17 protein-coding genes are annotated in these 20,506 nt (G+C 74.8%); 13 read left to right on the top strand and 4 right to left on the bottom strand.

The window, feature by feature from the left end; genetic code table 11:
• Positions 1-119 precede the first annotated feature (119 nt).
• On the top strand, positions 120-1,001 hold the full coding sequence (locus tag ACI1MP_RS11010; protein WP_380339013.1) for a tetratricopeptide repeat protein: 882 nt from the start codon (positions 120-122) through the stop codon (positions 999-1,001).
• Between the two features lie 71 nt (positions 1,002-1,072).
• Here ACI1MP_RS11010 and ACI1MP_RS11005 read toward each other — a convergent pair whose 3' ends face one another.
• Complete coding sequence (locus ACI1MP_RS11005) at positions 1,073-2,428, bottom strand: DUF1015 family protein (protein WP_404868561.1); 1,356 nt, start codon at positions 2,426-2,428, stop codon at positions 1,073-1,075.
• A 108-nt stretch (positions 2,429-2,536) separates the two neighbouring features.
• Here ACI1MP_RS11005 and ACI1MP_RS11000 point away from each other — a divergent pair, with 108 nt between their 5' ends.
• Positions 2,537-3,049: a M48 family metallopeptidase gene (locus tag ACI1MP_RS11000; RefSeq protein ID WP_100586036.1), complete on the top strand. Its 513-nt coding sequence runs from the start codon at positions 2,537-2,539 to the stop codon at positions 3,047-3,049.
• A 42-nt stretch (positions 3,050-3,091) separates the two neighbouring features.
• On the top strand, positions 3,092-4,135 hold the full coding sequence (locus ACI1MP_RS10995; protein ID WP_404868560.1) for an HAD-IIA family hydrolase: 1,044 nt from the start codon (positions 3,092-3,094) through the stop codon (positions 4,133-4,135).
• 434 nt (positions 4,136-4,569) lie between these two features.
• On the opposite strand, the gene ACI1MP_RS10990 is transcribed toward ACI1MP_RS10995, so the two are convergent.
• Complete coding sequence (locus tag ACI1MP_RS10990; protein ID WP_100586038.1) at positions 4,570-4,917, bottom strand: SCP2 sterol-binding domain-containing protein; 348 nt, start codon at positions 4,915-4,917, stop codon at positions 4,570-4,572.
• 161 nt (positions 4,918-5,078) lie between these two features.
• Between ACI1MP_RS10990 and ACI1MP_RS10985 the strand changes: the two genes are divergently transcribed.
• From ACI1MP_RS10985 to ACI1MP_RS10970, 4 genes are all read left to right on the top strand, one after another.
• The gene (locus ACI1MP_RS10985; protein ID WP_404868559.1) at positions 5,079-6,008 is read left to right on the top strand and encodes a hypothetical protein; all 930 of its coding nucleotides are present in this window, start codon (positions 5,079-5,081) and stop codon (positions 6,006-6,008) included.
• Positions 6,001-6,156, top strand: coding sequence for a hypothetical protein (locus ACI1MP_RS10980; protein ID WP_157815517.1), 156 nt, complete (start codon positions 6,001-6,003; stop codon positions 6,154-6,156). The genes ACI1MP_RS10985 and ACI1MP_RS10980 overlap by 8 nt, the downstream gene beginning before the upstream one ends.
• A 36-nt stretch (positions 6,157-6,192) precedes the next feature.
• Positions 6,193-6,999, top strand: a complete 807-nt coding sequence (locus ACI1MP_RS10975) for a TlyA family RNA methyltransferase (RefSeq protein WP_043910232.1) — start codon at positions 6,193-6,195, stop codon at positions 6,997-6,999.
• A 91-nt stretch (positions 7,000-7,090) separates the two neighbouring features.
• The gene (locus ACI1MP_RS10970) at positions 7,091-7,993 is read left to right on the top strand and encodes an NAD kinase (protein WP_100586040.1); all 903 of its coding nucleotides are present in this window, start codon (positions 7,091-7,093) and stop codon (positions 7,991-7,993) included.
• 199 nt (positions 7,994-8,192) lie between these two features.
• Here the strand turns inward: ACI1MP_RS10970 and ACI1MP_RS10965 are convergent, their stop codons facing one another.
• Positions 8,193-9,668, bottom strand: coding sequence for a PLP-dependent aminotransferase family protein (locus ACI1MP_RS10965; RefSeq protein ID WP_404868558.1), 1,476 nt, complete (start codon positions 9,666-9,668; stop codon positions 8,193-8,195).
• 113 nt (positions 9,669-9,781) lie between these two features.
• On the opposite strand from ACI1MP_RS10965, the gene ACI1MP_RS10960 reads away from it, so the two are divergent.
• The 3 genes from ACI1MP_RS10960 (at position 9,782) to ACI1MP_RS10950 (ending at position 13,519) form a co-directional block, all read left to right on the top strand.
• Positions 9,782-10,423, top strand: coding sequence for a YitT family protein (locus tag ACI1MP_RS10960; RefSeq protein WP_380338803.1), 642 nt, complete (start codon positions 9,782-9,784; stop codon positions 10,421-10,423).
• Positions 10,424-10,487: 64 nt separating this feature from the next.
• Positions 10,488-12,221 carry a DNA repair protein RecN gene (recN, locus tag ACI1MP_RS10955; RefSeq protein WP_380339016.1) on the top strand — a complete coding sequence of 578 codons (1,734 nt, stop codon included), beginning with the start codon at positions 10,488-10,490 and terminating at the stop codon, positions 12,219-12,221.
• Positions 12,222-12,358: 137 nt separating this feature from the next.
• The gene (locus tag ACI1MP_RS10950) at positions 12,359-13,519 is read left to right on the top strand and encodes a glycosyltransferase family 4 protein (RefSeq protein ID WP_380338805.1); all 1,161 of its coding nucleotides are present in this window, start codon (positions 12,359-12,361) and stop codon (positions 13,517-13,519) included.
• A gap of 7 nt (positions 13,520-13,526) precedes the next feature.
• Here ACI1MP_RS10950 and ACI1MP_RS10945 read toward each other — a convergent pair whose 3' ends face one another.
• Positions 13,527-15,479, bottom strand: coding sequence for a glycoside hydrolase family 15 protein (locus tag ACI1MP_RS10945; protein ID WP_380339019.1), 1,953 nt, complete (start codon positions 15,477-15,479; stop codon positions 13,527-13,529).
• A gap of 316 nt (positions 15,480-15,795) precedes the next feature.
• Between ACI1MP_RS10945 and ACI1MP_RS10940 the strand changes: the two genes are divergently transcribed.
• The 3 genes from ACI1MP_RS10940 to ACI1MP_RS10930 all read left to right on the top strand — a co-directional run bounded on the left by ACI1MP_RS10940 (position 15,796) and on the right by ACI1MP_RS10930 (position 20,499).
• Entirely contained in the window at positions 15,796-17,466 is a 1,671-nt protein-coding gene (locus ACI1MP_RS10940) for a CTP synthase (protein WP_304528206.1), read from the top strand.
• A gap of 131 nt (positions 17,467-17,597) precedes the next feature.
• Positions 17,598-18,212: an NUDIX hydrolase gene (locus ACI1MP_RS10935; RefSeq protein WP_189276560.1), complete on the top strand. Its 615-nt coding sequence runs from the start codon at positions 17,598-17,600 to the stop codon at positions 18,210-18,212.
• 397 nt (positions 18,213-18,609) lie between these two features.
• Positions 18,610-20,499 carry a tetratricopeptide repeat protein gene (locus ACI1MP_RS10930; RefSeq protein ID WP_380338809.1) on the top strand — a complete coding sequence of 630 codons (1,890 nt, stop codon included), beginning with the start codon at positions 18,610-18,612 and terminating at the stop codon, positions 20,497-20,499.
• Positions 20,500-20,506: the final 7 nt, after the last annotated feature.

Genomic DNA, 20,506 nt, shown 5'->3' with positions numbered 1-20,506 from the left:
GTGACCGTGGCGGCTTCCGTGGTCGTGACGACCGTGGTGGCGACCGCGGTGGGTACCGGGGTGGCCGGGACGACCGTGGTGGGTTCCGTCGGGAGTACGACGAGCGCCGGCCGGAGCCGGTGCGTCGGCTGCCGATCCCGGACGACGTGACCGGCTTCGAGATCGACGCGGACGTGCGTCAGGACCTGAAGAGCCTGCCGAAGACGCTCGCGGACGACGTGGCCCGCAACCTGGTGATGGTCGCGCGGCTGCTCGACACCGAGCCGGAGGAGGCCTACAACTACTCGCGCGTCGCGCTGCGGCTGGCGTCGCGGGTGGCGAGCGTCCGTGAGGCGGCCGGTTTCGCGTCGTACATGACGCAGCGGTACTCCGAGGCGCTGACCGAGTTCCGGGCCGCGAAGCGGATGACCGGCCGGGTGGACCTGTGGCCGGTGATGGCGGACTGCGAGCGCGGTCTGGGTCGTCCGGAGCGGGCGCTGGCGATGGCCGGCGAGCCCGAGGTGAAGCAGCTGGACAAGGCCGGTCAGGTCGAGATGCGGCTGGTCGCGGCGGGTGCCCGTGCGGACCTGGAGCAGTTCGACGCGGCCGTGGTGACCCTGCAGAGCCCGGAGCTGGCGTCCTCGGCGATCCACCCGTGGACGGCGCGCCTGCGCTACGCGTACGCCGACGCGCTGATCGCGGCGGGTCGGGCGGACGAGGCCCGCGAGTGGTTCGTGAAGGCCGTTGAGGCCGACTCGGACGGCTCGACCAACGCTTCCGAGCGGCTGGCGGAGATCGACGGCGTGGAGTTCACCGACGCGCTGGACGAGGACGCCGAGGACGAGGCGCAGGAGTCCGAGGAGCCGGTGCGCAAGCCGATCGCGAAGGACGAGATCGGCGACGACCGGATGATCTTCGAGGACGAGGAGGACGTCGAGGAGTTCTACGACGACGACGACCTCGAGATCGACGAGGAGTACGACGAGGACTCCTCCGAGGAGAAGAAGCCGAAGCAGGCCTGATCCCCGGCTGATGGTCGGACGGCCCCCGTTCCGGGTAGGAACGGGGGCCGTTCTGCGTCGTCGGCCGGTTGTCAGCCGAGTTCGAGGGAGCGCAGAACCAGTCCGGTGGCCGGTTTGGGGCCGAAAGACGTCGACTTGCGGGGCATGGTGACGCCCTGTTCGGCGAGGCGGCGGACCACGCGCTCCTCGACGGGGTGGAGCAGGACGGCGGTGCCGCCGGTGCGGGCGGCCTCGCGGACGGCGGCTTCGGCGGAGTGCAGGTAGCCGATGTGCTCGGGACTGTCGGGGACGTGCCAGGTGCGGTCGAGCAGGGTGGCGTGCAGGACGGTGGCGTCGAGGCGGCGCCACTCCTCGGGGCGGTCGGTGCGGACAGTGGCTTCGAGGGTGGCCTCGTCGGGGCCGGTGAGCAGCAGGTAGCGGTCGTCGCCGGCGGTGAGGACGAAGGCGTTGCGGGCGTCGGTGCGGGCCTCGGCGAGGGCCTTGAGGGCGTCGTCGAGGGTGCCGGGGAGTTCGGTGAGCTGCCAGATGTCGGGGTCCAGGGCGGCCACTGCGGCGTGCAGGGGCAGCCGCTGCAGGACGCGGTGGATGGCGCGGACCTTCAGCGGGTAGCGGTCGGTGTCGACGAGCAGGACCAGGCCGCGGTCCCAGGGGCTGCGGGGCAGGTGGCGGTGCTCGCGCTGCAGCCGCAGGTACATCTCCCAGCGGTGGTGGCCGTCGGCGATCAGGGCGCGGCAGGTGGCCAGGTCGCGGCTGACGGCGGCCAGGTCGGCGGGGGCGGTGACGGCCCACAGGCGGTGCTGGGTGCCGTCGGAGGTGGTGACGTGGAGCAGTGGTTCGCCGCCGGCGGTGCGGTCGACGACCTCGGCGGCCCGGCCGTGGCCGCGGTAGGTGAGCAGCAGGGGTTCGAGGTTGGCGCGGGTGGTGCGCATCAGGCCGACCCGGTCGGCGACGGGTTTGGGCATGACGTCTTCGTGGGGGAGGACGACGCCGGCTTCGGCGCCGCTGACGGCGAGGGCGCCGATCAGTCCGCGTTGGAGGTCGCCGGTGGGCGAGCGTTGCTCGTAGACGTACAACGCGGGCCGGGGGTCGGCGGTGAGGACGCCCCGTTCGCGCCAGTCGCGCAGCAGCCGGGCGGCGTGCCGGTAGCGGGTGTCGCGGTCGGGGCGGAGGCCTGAGTCCTCCGGTTCGGGACGCGGCAGGATGAGTCGGACGATGTTGTGCGGGTCCGAGGTCTCCAGGTCCTGGCGCCGTCCGGGGTCCACCACGTCGTACGGGGGTGAGGTCACCGCGGCCAGGTTGCCGACCTTCTGGGGGTCGTAGCGCAGGCCGCGGAACGGGGACAGGGACAGCCCTGCGGTGGCGACGTGCCCGGGGTCTCCGGGGCCGCCCGAGGGCTCGTTGCCGATTTCGGCACGAGGGGCGCTCATCCTGGGCATGTTAGCCGGGTACTCCTTGTTGGGAGATCGCGATTCGCGCAGCCGTTCCGGTTGCGGGGCGGCGCGACGGGTGCGTAACGGCTGAGCGGGGAGTGACGGATGAGCTATGGGAGTCATGACGGCGACGGCGCGGCGGCCTCCTCGGGGAGCGCGGCGGGGACGCCGGGCGGCGGGGTGTACGACTGGTTCCGGCGCGGGGTGCGGCTGTTGGAGGAACGGCATCCGGCGGCGGCGGTGCAGCTGCTGGCGCGGGCCGCGGAGGCGGAGCCGGGCTCGCGGTCGATCCGGGAGGCGCTGGGGCGGGCGCAGTTCGACGCGGGGCAGTACGCGGCGGCGCTGGAGAGTTTCCGGACGGTGGCGGTGGCGGACCCGTCGGACGACTACGCGCAGTTCGGGTGGGGAGTGGCGGCGGCCCGGCTGGGGGACTTCGAGTCGTCCGCGGAGCACCTGGCGCTGGCGGTGGCGATGCAGCCGGGCAACAAGCACTACCGGGCGGCGCTGCGGCAGACCCGGGCGACGCTGGCGGCCCGGGCGGGGGCGTTCGGTCCGCTGCGGCCGGGGGCGCCGGGGTATTTGGCTCCGCCGGAGGAGCCGGGCGGCGGCACGGCCTAAGGTGGCGGGGTCGATCGGTTCGAGGGGACAGGGAGCGGTGTGATGGCGGAGAGCGCCGACCAGGTGCGGAGCGTGCCGCAGGGCAGTGCGGTGGCGTTGACGGAGGTGTACGACACGGCGCTGCTGGACCTGGACGGGGTGGTGTACGCCGGGCCGCACGCGATCGAGCACGCGGTGGAGTCGTTGGAGCGGGCGCGGACCGCGGGCATGCGGCTGGCGTACGTGACGAACAACGCGTCGCGGCCGCCGCGGGTGGTGGCGCAGCACCTGTCGGAGCTGGGCGTGCCGGCCGAGCCCGCCGATGTGATCAACTCGGCGCAGGCGGCGGCGCGGCTGGTGTCGGAGAAGGTGCCTGCGGGGTCCCGGGTGCTGGTGATCGGCGGGGCCGGGCTGGTGGAGGCGCTGCAGGAACGCGGGCTGGTGCCGGTGCGCTCCCTGGCGGAGGACCCGGTGGCGGTGGCGCAGGGCTACGACCCGTCGGTGGGCTGGACGGACCTCGCGGAGGCCTCGTACGCGGTGGGCCGGGGCCTGCCGTGGGTGGCGTCGAACACGGACCTGTCGATCCCGACGGCGCGCGGCATCGCGCCGGGCAACGGGACGCTGGTGGCGGCCGTGTCGGCGGCGACCGGCGTGACGCCGGAGGTCGCGGGCAAGCCGCTGCCGCCGATGCATCGGGAGACGGTGCTGCGGACGGGCGCGAAGCGTCCGCTGGTGGTCGGCGACCGCCTCGACACCGACATCGAGGGCGCGTTCAACGGCGGCGTGGACTCGCTGCTGGTGTTCACCGGCGTCACCACGCCCGAACTGCTGCTCGCCGCCCCCGTGCAGCACCGTCCGACGTACCTGTCGGACGACCTGCGCGGCCTGTTGGAGCCGCAGCCGGTGGTGTCGGCGCTCGGTGGCGGCCGGTTCGGCTGCGGCGGCTGGGAGGCCGGCGCGGACGGCGGCGCGCTGACCCTGGACGGCACGGGCGAGCGGATCGACGCCCTGCGGGCGCTGTGCGCGGCGGCCTGGACGTGGGCGGACGCGACCGGCGTGGCGCCGGAGACGGCGAAGGCGCTGGCGGCGCTGCCGGCGGCGCGCTGACCGTCGGGTGACGGCCCGTCAGGGCGGGTGTCCCCGGGGCGTTTCGGCCGTCCGGGGGGATGCTGCAGGGGCGTCGAGGGGTCGTGCGGGCGCTCGTGCTCGCGGTGGCGGCCTGCTGCCCGGTGGGGCCGGAGCCGGACGGGCGGGGGATTCGTCGGGCCCGGCCGCGAGGGCGGAGCGACTGGCCGGGACCTTCGAAGCGGTGGCGCCGGGAGCGTTCCGGACGGTTCGCGGGATCGGCGGTGACGGAGTGTTCCGGTGGAGCGGGGCGGACGGCCCGGTGACCGAACTGCTGGAGGGCTTCCCGATCGGAGCGGGCGCGGTGCTCCTGCTCGCCGCGGACCGGGGGCGGGTGGCCGGAGCGACCTGCGCGGGTGGGCCGGTCCGAGGTCACGGCCCCGCAGCGGGCGCAGCGCTGGGACTGTGCGTCGGGCTCAGAGCAGGCTGCGCAGGCGCAGCAGGTCGAGGAAGCTCGCGTCCAGCTTGAGGCGGCCGGTGGCCCAGGCGGTGGGGAAGGCCAGCGTGCCGTCGACCAGGGCGACCAGGTCGTGGCCGGTGGTGGTGAGACGGATGTCGGCCTTGGCGGTGGGGGCGCCCGGGGCGTCGGTGATGCCGGTGAGCTGCCCGTCGGTGAGCCGCCCGGTGAAGGTCAGGTCGAGGTCGGTGAGGTGGCAGCTGAGCGACCGGTCGAGGGCGGCGGCCTTGCGGACGTCGCCGTTCGCGCCGGCGAGGTTGCGGCTGAGCTGCTCCAGTGCGGTGCGGCACTCCTCGATGGTGGCCATGGTGCGGCGTACTCCTGTCTCGGCGGTCGGTGCGGCGTCCCACGCTAACGCGCCGGGCGGGTGCGGTGGCCGGGTGGGGGGAATGGGGGCCGACCGTGGGGTGGGTGGGGCAGCCGGGTACGGGCGGGGGTAGGACGGGGTAGCGTCAAGGCGGGCAGTCGGTGCCCGCGGAGGAGGCGGTACGGATGCTGCGGGATGCGGTGCGGGGTGTGGTGGTGGTCGCGACGGAGCTCGCCGAGGAGGCGAGCCGCCGGGTGCTGGGCGCGGCCGAGGAGTTGCTCCAGCGGACCGGTGAACTGCCGCCCGGGGTCGAGCAGTTGCGGGTGCTGGCCGGGGAGGCCGTGACGGCCGGTCGGGCCGGGGTGGACCTGGTCGCGGGCGTCGCCAAGGGCGAGGCCGAGCGGGTGTTCGAGAAGGTCGGCGACCAGGTGGTGAAGGTCGGTGTGGTGCTGAGCTTCCTGGAGTCGAAGCTGCGCGAGGTCGACGAGCCGGCCGCCCCCGAGCCCGAGCCGGCCCCGAAGGAGCCGACGGTCCGTCCGGCCGCCCGGGCCCAGGGCCTGTTCGACGCCGGGTGGGACGCGGAGCCCGCGCCTGCCGGTGGAGCGTCGGACGAGGCGGCGCCGGCGGCGAAGCAGGCCCCTGCCCGCCGCGCACCGGCCCCCGGGAAGGCGACCGCCCGCAAGGGCGCGGCGGCCAAGCAGACGGCGGCGAAGCGCTCGGTGCCGCGGAAGGCTCCCGCGGAGGGCGGGGTGACGGCGACCCCGAAGACGGTGGCGAAGAAGGCCGCGGTGAAGAGGACCGCGGCGAAGAAGGCGGCCGTCGACAGCCCGTCGGCCCCGCTGCCGGCGGCGGCGAAGAAGACCGCACCGGCCAAGCGGACCGCGACCGCGAAGAAGGCCGCCACGGCGAAGAAGACCGCGACGGTGACGAAGGCCGCGACCGCGAAGAAGGCCGCACCGGCCAAGACGGCGGCCGGGCGGGCCACGGTCGCTGACGGCGCGTCGGCCGGGAAGCCGGTGAAGAAGGCCGCCGCGCGGAAGCCCGCCGCGAAGCGTGACACCGGGGGCGCCGGGGGCACCGACGGTGAGTGAGGTGCAGTGGACGGGGGAGTCGGAGGTGGACGAGGCGCTGGCCCGGCTGGGGGAGGCCGACGGGGTGGGGGCGGGGGAGCGGGTCGAGGTGTACGAAGATGTTCATGCGCGGCTCGCCGCGACCCTCGCGGCGCTGGACCGCGAGTGACGATTGCGGAATGTGGGAGCTGACGTAGCAGTGGCAGTGGCACGACGCCGTCTGGATGCGGAGCTGGTGCGGCGGAAGTTGGCCCGCTCGCGCGAGCATGCGAGCGAGCTGATCGCGGCGGGCCGGGTGACGGTGGGCGGCACGGTGGCGACGAAGCCGGCGACGCAGGTGGAGACGGCGGCGGCCGTGGTGGTCGCGAAGGACGACGCGGACCCGGACTACGTGTCGCGGGGCGGGCACAAGCTGGCGGGCGCGTTCGCCGCGTTCGTGCCGCAGGGCCTGGTCGTGGCGGGCCGCCGGGCGCTGGACGCGGGCGCGTCCACCGGCGGGTTCACTGACGTGCTGCTGCGCGCGGGCGCCGCGCACGTGCTGGCGGTGGACGTCGGCTACGGGCAGCTCGCCTGGTCGCTGCAGAGCGACGAGCGGGTGACGGTGATGGACCGCACCAACGTGCGGGAGCTGACCCCGGAGCTGATCGGCGGCACGCTCGTCGACCTGGTGGTGGGCGACCTGTCGTTCATCTCGCTGGGCCTGGTGCTGCCCGCGCTGGCCGGCTGCGCGGCGCCGGACGCCGACCTGGTGCTGATGGTCAAGCCGCAGTTCGAGATCGGCAAGGACCGGCTGGGTTCGGGCGGCGTGGTGCGCTCGCCGGAGCTGCGGGCCGAGACGATCCGCCAGGTCGCTTCGCAGGCCTGGCAGTTGGGCCTCGGTGTGCGCGCGGTGACGGCGTCGCCGCTGCCGGGGCCGTCGGGGAACGTGGAGTATTTCCTGTGGCTGCGCCGGGACGCGGGCGAGCTGGATCCGGCCGAGGCGGACCGGGCCGTGGCGGAGGGCCCCAAGTAGGGTACTTGGCAGGCGTCCGAGCGTTGCGCAGACTGGCATGCCGCGGCCGGGCCAGCAGGGTCCGGCAGGCGTAGGGAGAGGGCAGCGGGCAATGAGCGATCGTCGTACGGTCTTCCTGATCGCGCACACCGGCCGGGAGGCCGCCCTGCGCAGTGTCGAAGGGCTGGTGGACGGCCTGCTGAAGGCGGGGATCCGGATCCGGCTGCTGGAGGCGGAAGCGGTGGGCCTCGACCTGCCGGACGGGGTGGAACTGGTGCCGGGCGGGCCGGGCGCGGCCGACGGCTGCGAACTGATCCTGGTCGCGGGCGGGGACGGCACCCTGCTGCGGGGCGCGGAGCTGGCCCGCGAGTCGGGCCTGCCGATGCTCGGCATCAACCTGGGCCGGGTCGGCTTCCTCGCGGAGGCGGAACGCGACGACCTGGCGACGGTGGTCGACCGGGTGGTGGACGCCGACTACGCCGTCGAGGAGCGGATGACCATCGACGTGCTGGTGCGCACCAACGGCGATGTGCTGCACGAGGACTGGGCGCTGAACGAGGCCTCGGTGGAGAAGGCCGCGCGCGAACGGATGCTGGAGGTCGTCACCGAGGTCGACGGCCGCCCGGTGTCGAACTTCGGCTGCGACGGCGTGGTGCTGTCCACCCCGACCGGTTCGACGGCGTATGCGTTCTCCGGCGGCGGGCCGGTGGTGTGGCCGGAGGTGGAGGCGCTGCTGATGGTGCCGATCAGTGCGCACGCGCTGTTCGCCCGGCCGCTGGTGACCTCGCCGGACTCGGTGCTGGCGGTCGAGGTGCAGCCGAAGACGCCGCACGGGGTGCTGTGGTGCGACGGGCGACGCTCGGTCGAACTCCCGGCCGGGGCGCGGGTGGAGGTGCGGCGCGGCAAGACGCCGGTCCGCCTGGCGCGGCTGCACCGGGCGCCGTTCACGGACCGGCTGGTCGCCAAGTTCGCACTGCCGGTGACGGGTTGGCGGGGGCGGTCGGGGACATCCTGACAGCGGGCGGGCGCGAAACTGGGGGCGCGGGGAACTGCGCGACAAGCGCAGACCACGTCCGCAAGGTCGCGAGCACGTGCAGGTCATTGTCCTGCGTCGCGATCTTTCCGGCGGGTGCGTTCCCCTTCGCGCAGTTCTCCCCCAGCCCTGGCGGGCCGGGAGGTGCCCCCACGCGCCCCTGTCTTCGCGTCCTCCACCCTCAAAGGCTGCACGGCTCCGGATCCGCCGTCGCGAAGCGTTCGTTGCGGGCGAGTTCGGCGGCCTCCGTGATGCGGTGGAGGGCGTCCGGGACGTGGGCGGCGGGGAGGGTGAGGGGGAGGCGGAGGTACTCCTCGAACGCGCCGTCGATGCCGAAGCGGGCGCCAGAGGCGATGCGGACGCCGAGGCGTTCGCCGGCCCGGGCGAGGGCGGTGGCGGGGAGGCCGGGGGTGGCCACCCAGAGGGCGAGGCCGCCGGGCGGGAGGGTGAAGCGCCAGTGGGGGAAGTGCCGGGGCAGGGCTTCGGCGAAGGCTTCGGCGGTGGCGCGCAGGCCGGTGTGGCGGTCGGTGCGGACGGCGGGCAGGTGATGGGTCAGCAGGCGGGCGCAGATCAGTTGGTCGAGGACCGGGGTGCCGAGGTCGTACAGGGCCCGGTCGGTGGCCAACTTCCGTACCAGGGAGGGTTGGGCGCGCAGCCAGCCGATCCGCAGGCCGGGCCAGAGCAGTTTGCCGGCCGAGCCGACGGTGATCACCCGGGCGTCGCGGTCGAGCGCGGCGAGCGGCCGGGGCAGCGCGGAGTCGTCGACGTTCCAGCCGAGTTCGGCGCAGGTCTCGTCGGCGAGGACGGCGGTGCCGGCGGCGCGGGCGTGGGCGAGCAGGTCGCGGCGCTGGTCCTCGTCGATGAGGGCGCCGGTGGGGTTCTGGAAGTCGGGGATGGCGGAGACGAGTTTCGGGGCGGCGCCGCGGAGCACCCGCTGCCACTGCGGGAGGTCCCAACCGGCCCGGCCGGTGCGGTCGGTGGTGAACGGGACGGGCACCAGGCGGGCGCCGAACCGGTCCAGGGCGCGCAGCGTGTTGGGGTAGCTGGGCGCTTCGACGGCGACCCGGTCGCCGCGGGTGAGCAGTGCGTGGTGGACCAGGTGCAGGGCGCTCATCGCGCCGGTGGTGATCAGGACCTGGTCGGGGCCGGTGGGCAGGCCGCGTTCGGTGTAGCGGCGGGCGACGGCCTCGCGCAGCACGGGCAGGCCGGTGGGGTAGGTGCCGTGGCCGGCGGCGTACGCGGGCAGCCGGTCGAGGGCGTGGGCGGCGGCCTCGGCGAGTTGCGGCGGGGCGGTGGGCGCGGCCAGGCCGAGGTCGAGTTCGGTGCCGGTCCGGTCGAGGGCGAGCGGGTGCAGGGTGTCGGCGGGCGGCCGGGTGCCGTCCGGCAGGGCCGTCCAGGAGCCGGCGCCGCGCCGTGAGCGCAGGAAGCCGTCGGCGCGCAGCGCCTCGTACGCGGCGGCGACGGTGGTGCGGCTGAGGCGGAGTTCGGCGGCGAGTTCGCGTTCGGCGGGCAGCCGGGTGCCGGCCGGGAGGCGGCCGTCGGCGACCAGCCGGGACACCCGGTCGGCGAGCGCCCGGTAGGCGGGGCGGCCGCCGTCCGCCGGGGGCAGTTGGCGGGCCAGGGCGTGCGGGGTCAGCGTGCTGTGCCACTCGGCCATCGGAAATCAGTCCACTCGGATCGGATTGGCCCTGTCGGGTGCCCTTTTGGACCGCCCATAGTGACGGTCAGTGCCGAGGATCGGCAAGCACCGCACGAAAAGAGGTCCACCCGATGGCGGTCTCCCTGCCCCTGTCCGCGAACTCCGCCGACCTTCCCCGCCGCCTGCTCCGACTGGCCGCCGGCCTGGTGCTGTACGGCGTCTCGATGGCCCTGGTGCTGCGCTCCTCGCTGGGCGGCAACCCGTGGGACGTCTTCCACCAGGGCCTGGCCCGGCACCTCGGCCTGAGCGTCGGCACCTGGGTGACGCTGGTCGGCCTGCTGGTGCTGCTGCTGTGGATACCGCTGCGGCAGAAGCCCGGCATCGGCACCGTCGGCAACGTCGCCGTGCTCGGCGTCGCGATGGACGCCACGCTGGCGCTGCTGCCGCACCCGCACGCGCTGGCCGCCCGGGTCCCGCTGCTGGCGACCGGCATCGTGCTCAACGCCGTGGCGACCGGCCTGTACATCGGGGCGCGGCTCGGCCCGGGCCCGCGCGACGGCCTGATGACCGGCCTGCACCGGCGCACCGGCCGCTCCGTGCGGCTGATCCGCACCGCGATCGAGTTGACCGTGCTGGCCGCCGGCATCGCCCTCGGCGGGACGTTCGGCGTCGGCACGGTCGCCTACGCGCTGGCGATCGGCCCGCTGGTGCAGTTCTTCCTGCCGCGTCTCACGGTGCCCGACCGGACCGCCGACGCCGCCACTGTCGGGTGAACCGGGGGGCGGTCGTCGCGAACCGACGGTGGAACCTCGTAAGGTCGTCTCCGTGTTGGACGAGATGCGGATACGAGATCTGGGTGTCATCGACGACGCGGTGGTCGAACTCGCGCCCGGTTTCACCGCCGTCACCGGTGAGACCGGCGCCGGCAAGACCATGGTGGTGACCAGCCTCGGGCTGCTGCTCGGCGGCCGGGCCGACCCGGCGCTGGTGCGCAACGGCTCCGAGCGGGCCGTCGTCGAGGGCCGACTGACCCTCGAACCGGACTCCGCGGTGGTCGCCCGGGCGGTCGAGGCGGGCGCCGAACTCGACGACGGCGAGCTGCTGATCAGCCGCACCGTCTCCGCCGAGGGCCGCTCCCGGGCGCACGTCGGCGGCCGCTCGGTGCCGGTCGGCCTGCTCGCCGAGCTCGGCGAGGACCTGATCGCCGTGCACGGCCAGACCGACCAGCAGCGGCTGCTGCGCCCGTCCCGGCAGCGCGGCGCGCTCGACCGGTACGCGGGCGAGGCCGTCGCCGAGCCGTTGGCCCGCTACCGCGAGGTGTACCGCGCCCTGCGCGAGGTCTCCGCGACGCTGGAGGAGCTGACCACCCGGGCCCGCGAGCGCGCCCAGGAGGCCGATCTGCTGCGCTTCGGCCTGGAGGAGATCGCCGCCGCCGAACCCGTCGCGGGGGAGGACGCCGAACTGGCCGTGGAGGCCGAGCGCCTCGGCCACGCCGACGCGCTGTCCTCCGCCGCGACGCTCGCGCACGCCGCGCTGGCCGGCGACCCCGCCGACCCGGAGGCGGTCGACGCGGGCACCCTGCTCGCCCAGGCCCGCCGCGCCGTGGACGCCGTCCGCCACCACGACGAGCGCCTCGCGCAGCTCGCCGACCGGCTCGGCGAGGTCGGCTACCTGCTCGCCGACGTGGCCGGCGACCTCGCCGGGTACGCCGACGACCTGGACGCCGACCCGGTCCGCCTGGCCGCCGTCGAGGACCGCCGCGCGATCCTCGCCCACCTGGTGCGCAAGTACTCCGGCACCGAGGGCACCCTCGCCGAGGTGATCGCCTGGGCCGAGGCCGGCTCGGTGCGGCTGCTGGAGCTCGACGGCGACGACGAGCGGATCGACGAACTCGGCGCGCAGGAGAACGAGTTGCGCGCCCGGCTGGCCGACCTGGCGGCCGAGGTGTCGCAGGCCCGGCACGCCGCCGCCGACAAGTTCGCCGCCGCGGTCTCCGACGAGCTCGCCGAACTCGCCATGCCGCACGCCCGGGTGACGTTCGCGATCAGCCAGGTCGACGACCTGTCCGGCATCGAGGTCGACGGCCGCACCGTCTCCTACGGCCCGCACGGCGTCGACGAGGTCGAGGTGCTGCTCGCCCCGCACCCCGGCGCGCAGCCCCGCCCGATCGCCAAGGGCGCCTCCGGTGGCGAGCTGTCCCGCGTCATGCTTGCCGTCGAAGTGGTGTTCGCCGGCGCCGACCCGGTGCCGACCTACCTGTTCGACGAGGTCGACGCGGGCGTCGGCGGCAAGGCCGCCGTGGAGATCGGCCGCCGCCTGGCCAAGCTCGCCCGCAGCGCCCAGGTGGTGGTGGTCACCCACCTGCCGCAGGTCGCGGCGTTCGCCGACCGGCACCTGGTGGTGGAGAAGACCAACGACGGCGTCGTCACCCGCAGTGGTGTGAAGACCCTCAGCGACGAGGAACGGGTGCGCGAGCTGTCCCGGATGCTGGCCGGCCTGGAGGATTCCGAGCTCGGCCGGGCGCACGCCGAGGAGCTGCTGGAAGCCGCCCGCACCGCCCGGGCCCGCTGACCCGCCGCTCCGCCGCGTCGCCCGGGCCCGTCCGGCCGGGCGACGCGCCCGCAGCGGTGCCGACTGTCCAAGAGGGCGACCGACCTGGCATCGTGGCGAGCGGACACCAGCTGACAACGAGTCGGAGCGAGAACGACGTGGACCATTCCGCCGCCCGGGCCGCCGCGGCCCCCCAGCTGCACGTGGTGCTCGTCCTGGCCGCCGCGACGGGCGGGATCGGCGCGCACGTGCGCTCCCTGACGCAGGGTCTGGTCGCCCACGGGGTGACGGTGACGGTCTGCGCGCCCGAGGGCACCGACCGCCGGTACGGCTTCTCCGCGGCCGGCGCCCGCCTGCACACGGTCGACATCACCCCCACCTCGGGGGCCCGCTCCGATGCCGTCGCGATCGGCGAACTGCGCCGCGCGTTCACCGGCGCCGACATCGTCCACGCGCACGGCCTGCGGGCCGGCCTGCTGGCAGACCTGGCGCTGCGCACCGCCGGCCGGTTCCCCGGCATCCGCCCGGAGACCCCGCTGGTGGTCACCTCGCACCACGCGCTGCTCGCCACCGGCCTGGAGCGCCGCCTGCAGCGCCTGATGGAGCGCCGGGTGGTGCGGGCCGCCGACCTGGTCCTCGGCGCGTCCTCCGACCTGGTCGCCCGGGCCCGTGAACTGGGCGCCACCGACGCCCGGCTCGGCCCGGTCGCGGCCCCGCCGATGCCGCCCGCCGCGCTGGACCGGGCGGCGGCCCGCGCCGCGCTGCCCGGCGGCGACGACGGCCGCCCCGTGGTGCTGGCGATCGGCCGCCTGGTGGCGCAGAAGTGCTTCGCGCTGCTGCTGGACGCCGTCCCGCACTTCGCCGCGCCCGGCGGGCCGATGCCGCACGTGCTGCTGGCCGGCGACGGCCCCGAGCGGCAGGCACTGGCCGAGCGGGTGCGCGCCGAGCGGCTGCCGGTGGAGGTGCTCGGCCACCGCGACGACATCGCCGAACTGCTGGCCGCCGCCGACCTGGTGGTGCTCTCCTCGCGCTGGGAGGCCCGCTCGCTGGTCGCCCAGGAGGCGATGCGGGCCGGCGTGCCGGTGGTCGCCACCGCCGTCGGCGGCGTCCCCGAACTGGTCGGCGACGCCGCCGTGCTGGTCCCGTTCGCCGACCCGAGGGCGCTCGGCGGAGCGGTCCGCGAACTGCTCGGCGACGAGCAGCGGCGCGCCGAACTCGCCGACGCCGGCCGCGCCCAGGCCCGCACCTGGCCGGACGAGGCCGCGACCGTCGCCCAGGTGCTGTCCGTCTACGACGAACTGGTGCAGCGTCAGAACTGACGTCCGGTCAGTCCGTGTGCAGGTTCAGCCCGCCCGCGGCGGTCAGCCGCAGCGCCGTGTCGATCAGCGGAACATGGCTGAACGCCTGGGGGAAGTTGCCGACCTGACGGCGCGTCCGGGAGTCCCACTCCTCGGCGAGCAGCCCCAGGTCGTTGCGGAGCGACAGCAGCCGTTCGAACAGTTCGCGGGCCTCGCCGACCCGGCCGATCATCGCCAGGTCGTCGGCCAGCCAGAACGAGCAGGCCAGGAACGCCCCTTCGTGCCCCGACAGCCCGTCCACGTTGTTGCCCTGCTCGTCATGGGTCGGGTACCTCAGCACGAACCCGTCCTCGGTGGACAGTTCGCGCTGGATCGCCTCGATGGTGCCGATCACCCGCTTGTCGTCCGGCGGCAGGAAGCCGACCTGCGGGATCAGCAGCAGCGAGGCGTCCAGTTCCTTCCCGCCGTAGTACTGGGTGAAGGTGTTCCGCTCCGGGTCGTAGCCCTTGGCGCACACGTCGGCGTGGATCTCGGCGCGCAGCTTCTCCCAGCGCTCCGCCAGGCCCGGCGGCACGTTCTCCAGCTGCTCCAGCAGCTTCAGGGTGCGGTCGACGGCGACCCAGGCCATCACCTTGGAGTGCACGAAGTGCCGGCGCGGGCCGCGGACCTCCCAGATGCCCTCGTCGGGGTTGCGCCAGTGGTCCTCCAGGTACTCGATCAGGCGCAGCTGGAGCTGGTGGGCGTGGTCGTGCCGGGCCAGGCCGGACATGGTGGCCAGGTGCAGGGCCTCGACGACCTCGCCGTACACGTCGAGCTGGAGCTGCCCGGCGGCGCCGTTGCCGACCCGGACCGGGCGGGAGTCCTCGTAGCCGGGCAGCCAGTCGAGTTCGGACTCGGTGAGTTCGCGCTCCCCGGCGATGCCGTACATGATCTGCAGGTTCTCCGGGTCGCCGGCCACCGCGCGCAGCAGCCACTCGCGCCAGGCGCGGGCCTCCTCGCGGTAGCCGGTGCGCAGCAGCGACGACAGGGTGATCGCGGCGTCCCGCAGCCAGGTGTAGCGGTAGTCCCAGTTGCGTTCGCCGCCGAGGTCCTCGGGCAGCGAGGTGGTGGGGGCGGCGACGATGCCGCCGGTGGGGGCGTAGGTGAGGGCCTTCAGGGTGATCAGCGAGCGGACCACGGCCTCCCGGTAGGGGCCCTGGTGGCGGCACTGCTCGACCCACTCGCGCCAGAAGCGCTCGGTGTTCGCGAGCGCGTCCTCGGCGTCCGGCGGCGCGGGGGCCGCCTCGTGCGAGGCCTGCCAGGTCAACCCGAAGGCGATCCGCTCACCGACGGTGACGGTGAAGTCGGCGTACGTGGTCAGGTCGCGGCCGTAGGTCTCGGCCCGGCCGTCCAGCCACACCGAGTCGGGGCCGGCCACGGCGACGGTGCGGTGGCCGCCCTCGGGCTGCTCGACCCGGTGCACCCAGGGCACGACCCGGCCGTAGCTGAACCGCATCCGCACCGCCGAGCGCATCCGGACGGTGCCGGCCAGGCCTTCCACGATCCGGATCATCTGCGGCACGTCGGGGGTGCCGAGCAGGTGGCGCGGCGGCATGAAGTCGGTCACCCGGACGGTGCCGCCCTGGGTGTCCCACTCCTGTTCGAGGATCAGCGAGTCGCCCCGGTAGCGGCGCCGGTCGCAGGGCAGCGCGGGCGCGGCGGCCGTCTCCGGCGGGACGGCCGGCTCGTCCGCGTCCAGCAGGGTGCGGCGCGGCGGGGCGGCGGCGGGCGGCGGCTCGACGGGCAGCGCCGGGCCGATCCGCCAGAAGCCGTGCTCGTCGGTGCCGAGCAGCCCCGCGAACACCGCCGGCGAGTCGAACCGCGGCAGGCACAGCCAGTCGACCGCGCCGTCCCGGCGGACCAGTGCGGCCGTCTGCATGTCCCCGATGAGCGCGTAGTCCTCGATGCGACCGGCCATGGCTCTCCGTTCCCAGCGGCCCAGCGTGCCCCGGCGGCGGTGCGCGAGGGGCGGGCGAGGATGTCGACGTTTGAGCAGAATACGTGGATTCGGGTGTTTCGGGCACAGGTCCGCGCCCCGTCCGCCTGCCCACTCCCCTTGTGCCGCAAGCCCTCCGGGCCGATTTCAGACCACCCGGCTGCGCCGTCCGGCCGACGCGCCGGAGCCCTCTCCACCCGGACGCGGGCGAGCACTCGCCGGGGCACTGATACGCTGGTATCCCGTGGAACTGGTGGGAACGAGGGCCGGGAGCCCCTCCACCGGCGTCACTCTCCGACACGACACCCACGGGAGCCCCCTCTTGGCACAGCCCCATTCCGGCAAGTCGGCCAACGGCCGCGCCGTGACGACCAAGCACCTCTTCGTCACCGGGGGTGTCGCCTCTTCGCTCGGCAAGGGCCTCACCGCCTCGAGCCTCGGCGCCCTGCTCAAGGCCCGCGGCCTGCGCGTGACCATGCAGAAGCTCGACCCGTACCTCAACGTGGACCCGGGCACCATGAACCCGTTCCAGCACGGTGAGGTCTTCGTCACCGACGACGGCGCCGAGACCGACCTCGACATCGGTCACTACGAGCGTTTCCTCGACACCAACCTGCACGGCTCGGCGAACGTCACCACCGGCCAGGTCTACTCCACCGTGATCGCCAAGGAGCGGCGCGGCGAGTACCTCGGCGACACCGTCCAGGTCATCCCGCACATCACCAACGAGATCAAGTCCCGGATCCGCCGGATGGCGACCGAGGACGTCGACGTGGTCATCACCGAGGTCGGCGGCACCGTCGGCGACATCGAGTCGCTGCCGTTCCTGGAGGCCGTCCGCCAGGTCCGCCACGAGGTCGGCCGGGACAACGTCTTCTTCGTGCACGTCTCGCTGCTGCCGTACATCGGCCCGTCCGGCGAGCTCAAGACCAAGCCCACCCAGCACTCGGTGGCCGCGCTGCGCAACATCGGCATCCAGCCCGACGCGATCGTGCTGCGCGCCGACCGCGAGGTGCCGCAGGCCATCAAGCGCAAGATCTCGCTGATGTGCGACGTCGACGAGGAGGCAGTGGTCGCCGCGATCGACGCCAAGTCGATCTACGACATCCCCAAGGTCCTGCACGCCGAGAACCTGGACGCCTACGTGGTGCGCCGCCTCGACCTGCCGTTCCGCGACGTCGACTGGACCACCTGGGACGACCTGCTGCGCCGCGTCCACGAGCCGCAGCACGTGGTCAAGGTCGCCCTGGTCGGCAAGTACATCGACCTGCCCGACGCCTACCTGTCGGTGACCGAGGCGCTGCGCGCCGGCGGTTTCGCCAACAACGCCCGGGTCGAGATCAAGTGGGTCACCTCCGACGACTGCGAGACCCCCGAGGGCGCGCAGGAGCAGCTCGGCGACGTCGACGCGATCTGCATCCCCGGCGGGTTCGGCGACCGCGGTGTGGACGGCAAGGTCGCCGCGATCACCTACGGCCGTGAGAACAAGATCCCGCTGCTCGGCCTCTGCCTGGGCCTGCAGTGCGTGGTCATCGAGGCCGCCCGCAACCTGGCCGGCCTGCCCGAGGCGAACTCCACCGAGTTCGACTCGGCCGCGAAGTACCCCGTCATCTCGACCATGGCCGAGCAGCTCGCCATCGTCGACGGCAAGGGCGACCTGGGCGGCACCATGCGCCTGGGCCTGTACCCGGCGAAGCTCGCCGAGGGCTCGATCGTGCGCGAGGTGTACGGCGGCGAGCAGTACGTCGAGGAGCGCCACCGCCACCGCTACGAGGTCAACAACGCGTACCGCGCCGACCTGGAGAAGACCGGCCTGCAGTTCTCCGGCCTCTCCCCGAAGGGCGACCTGGTCGAGTACGTCGAGTACCCGCGCGAGGTCCACCCCTACCTGGTCGCCACCCAGGCCCACCCCGAGCTGAAGTCCCGCCCGACCCGGCCGCACCCGCTGTTCGCGGGCCTGGTCGCCGCGGCGATCGACCGCAAGGTCGGCTGACGGTTCCCTGTTGCGCGTGAAGCCGCCCGTCCCGGAGTTCGCTCCGGGGCGGGCGGCTTCGGCGTGTCGGGGCGGCTCCGTCCGCTAGATTGTGTCGGACTGACGAGAAGGGGTGGTGCCCGGTGACCGGGATGCGCGACGTGGCCGAGGAATGGGACGTCCGGGACGGACGGACGCCCTTCCAGGGCAGGATGACCGGGATGCGCTCCGAGCAGGTGCGGATGCCCGACGGCAGCTGGGCCCAGCGCGACTACCAGCTCCACCCCGGGTCGGTGGGCGTCCTCGCCGTCGACGAACAGGCCCGCGTCCTCGTCCTGCGCCAGTACCGGCACCCCGTCCGGCACCGGCTCTGGGAACTGCCCGCCGGACTCCTCGACGTGCCCGGGGAGAACCCGCTGCACGCCGCCCAGCGCGAACTCTTCGAAGAGGCCCACTGCAAGGCCGGCGCCTGGCGCGTCCTGGTCGACTTCTACACCTCGCCCGGCGGCAGCAACGAGGCCCTGCGGCTCTTCCTCGCCACCGACCTGTCCGAGGCCGAGGGGGAGCGGTACGCCGCCCACGGCGAGGAACTGGAACTGGAATCCGCCTGGGTCCCGCTCGAACAACTCCTCGACCTGGTCCTGGCCGGCGAACTCCACAACCCCACCCTGGTCACCGGCGCCCTCGCCCTCCACGCCACCCTCGCCCGCGGCGGCATCGACACCCTCCGCCCGGCCGACGCGCCCTGGCCGGCCCGGCCGTTCTGAGACGTCGCTCCGCGGGTCGCTCCGCGGGTCTCTCCGCGGGTCTCTCCGCGGGGTCGACGGGGTGGTGGGCGCGCTCCGCGCAGGGATGAGGGCGCGGAGAGGACGCGCTCCGCGCGGCTGGGCCGGGGCGTGTCCTTCGGCCGGCCCGGCCCGAGGCGGCCCCGGCTTCGCGCGGGTGGGCGTGTGCCTCCTTCTTCCTGCGGGGTGATCCCGGGTGATTCGGGCCTCCTTCCTTCCGTCCTGCGCGGAGCGCGTTTGCCGGGTTGGGCCGGGGGGGTGGTGTGGGGGTTGGCGGGACCGGGGTGTCTCGGCGTGGCGGGGTGGCCGAACTACGCTTCGCGGACAGGGCCCGGTGTGCGGGTCCGGGGCGCTGGGCGACGGGTCGGGAGTGGCGCGGGTGGCGAGGGATACGGCGGCGGTGGCCGAGGCGGCCCGGATCTTCGACGCGTTGCCTGCGGGCGCCCGGCCGTTCGGGGGGCGTACGGCGGAGCTGGCGGCGCTGACGGTGGCCGCGGGGCGGCCGTCGTCGGGGCGGGGGCGGCTGTCGGTGCTGGCGGGGCGACCGGGTTCGGGGCGCACCGCGTTGGCCGTGCAGTGGGCCCGCAGCGTCGCCGCGGACTACCCGGACGGGTTGCTGTACGCGCGGCTGTCGGCGCCGGACGGGACGAGGGTGGGCGCGGGGCGGGCCGCCCGGATGCTGCTGGACCAGCTCGGTGAACGGCCCGGCCTGGCGCTGCTGCCCGGCGCCGCCGAGGAGGACCCGGCGTGCGAGGCGCTGCGCGAGGCCCTGACCTCGCGGCGGGCGCTGCTGCTGCTGGACGACGTGCGGGACACCGGCCAGGTGTGGCCGCTGCTCGCGGAGAAGACCGAGTCGCTGCTGCTGGCGACCACCTCGGGGCCGCTGACCGGCATCGACGGCATCGATCCGGTGATCCTGGGCGGGCTGGAGCACCGCGCGACCCTCGACCTGCTGTCCGCGCTGGTCGGCGGTACCCGGATCTCCTGCGATCCGGTGGGCGCGGCCGAGCTCGCGGAGGCGTGCGCCAACCGTCCGGCGGCGTTGCGGCTGGCCGCGGGCTGGTTGCGCAGCGAGCCCCGGCTGCCCGTCACCGAGGCCGCGGAGCGCCTGCGGCGTCCGCCGGAGCAGCAGGCGCGGGAGCGCTCCCGCGCGGAGGCGGCGGAGCAGCCGGACACCGTGCCGGTGGTGGAGGGCGACCCGCTGCGGGGCGCGTTCGAGCCCGCGTACCGGCGGCTGCCGGCCGCCCGGGCGCGGCTGTTGCGGCTGTGCACGCTGGCGCCCGGCCAGCAGGTCGACCTGCGGACTGCGTCGGCGCTGGTGGGCTGTCCGGCGCCGGAGGCCGGGTCGCACCTGGCGGCGCTGGCCGAGCTGGAGCTGATGGAGCGGGAGCCGGCGGCCGCCGACGGCACCGAGCGCTACCGGGTGCCGGGGCGGCTGTACGGGCGGCTGGTGGAGCTGCGCGGCGAGCTGGACAGGCCGTCCGAGCTGGAGCTGGCCCGGGCCCGGCTGCTGGAGCGGCTGGTGCGGCTGGTCGATTCGGCGCGGCTGCTGCTGGATCCGGCGGCCGGCCCGAACCCCGACCCGCTGCCGGGGCCGCTGCGGCTGCGTTCGGCGGCGCACGCCGGGCAGTGGCTGCTGGGGGAACGTGAGCAACTTCTCGCCGCCGTCGCGGACGCCGTCGGTCAGGGCGACCTGGACGGCACCGCGGGCCGTCTGGTGGCGGCGCTGCTGCGGACTCTGCCGCTGACCGGGGAGGCCGCGCCGGCGGACCTGCACGCGTTGCACGAGTCGGTGCTCAAGGTCGCCGAGCGGCAGGGCGCCCCGCGCCGGGCCGCCGCCGCGCTGCTCAACCTCGGCGACCTGCAGGCGGACGCGGACCGCTGGGAGCAGGCCGCCGAGCGCTACCGCCGGGCGGTGGAGCTGTCCCGGGGCGCGGGCGACGAGGGCGGCTGTGCCCGGGCGCTGGAGGGGGTGGGCCACTGCCACCGGGCGCTGGGCGATCCGCTGCGGGCCGCCGACGCGTACGGGCGGGCGCTGGTGCTGCGGCAGGCGGTCGGCGACCAGGTCACGGAGGCCCGGCTGCTGGTGCGGGTGGCGGAGGCGCACACCGCGCTGCGGCGCTTCGAGGAGGCGCTGCGGGAGTACCGCTCGGCGGCGGCGGTGCTGCGCCGGATCGGCGACCGGGCGGGCGAGCAGCAGGTCGCGGGGCTGGCCGCGCGGCTGCGGCAGCACCTGGGCCAGGAGGGGTTTCGTCCACTTTCGGAGTAGTGTCTTG

Origin of the sequence: Kitasatospora griseola (assembly GCF_044999035.1) — a bacterium.
GTDB lineage: Bacteria > Actinomycetota > Actinomycetes > Streptomycetales > Streptomycetaceae > Kitasatospora > Kitasatospora griseola.
The sequence above is the reverse complement of the archived record's forward strand: the minus strand, read 5'-3'. Positions and strand labels throughout refer to the sequence as shown.

What these genes read in the sequence shown, in the direction of transcription:
- ACI1MP_RS11005 (WP_404868561.1), bottom strand. Translation starts at nt 2,428, where the DNA reads ATGAGCGCCCCTCGTGCCGAAATCGGCAACGAGCCCTCGGGCGGCCCC.
- ACI1MP_RS11000 (WP_100586036.1), top strand. Translation starts at nt 2,537, where the DNA reads ATGAGCTATGGGAGTCATGACGGCGACGGCGCGGCGGCCTCCTCGGGG.
- ACI1MP_RS10995 (WP_404868560.1), top strand. Translation starts at nt 3,092, where the DNA reads ATGGCGGAGAGCGCCGACCAGGTGCGGAGCGTGCCGCAGGGCAGTGCG.
- ACI1MP_RS10990 (WP_100586038.1), bottom strand. Translation starts at nt 4,917, where the DNA reads ATGGCCACCATCGAGGAGTGCCGCACCGCACTGGAGCAGCTCAGCCGC.
- ACI1MP_RS10970 (WP_100586040.1), top strand. Translation starts at nt 7,091, where the DNA reads ATGAGCGATCGTCGTACGGTCTTCCTGATCGCGCACACCGGCCGGGAG.
- ACI1MP_RS10965 (WP_404868558.1), bottom strand. Translation starts at nt 9,668, where the DNA reads ATGGCCGAGTGGCACAGCACGCTGACCCCGCACGCCCTGGCCCGCCAA.
- ACI1MP_RS10960 (WP_380338803.1), top strand. Translation starts at nt 9,782, where the DNA reads ATGGCGGTCTCCCTGCCCCTGTCCGCGAACTCCGCCGACCTTCCCCGC.
- recN (WP_380339016.1), top strand. Translation starts at nt 10,488, where the DNA reads ATGCGGATACGAGATCTGGGTGTCATCGACGACGCGGTGGTCGAACTC.
- ACI1MP_RS10935 (WP_189276560.1), top strand. Translation starts at nt 17,598, where the DNA reads ATGCGCGACGTGGCCGAGGAATGGGACGTCCGGGACGGACGGACGCCC.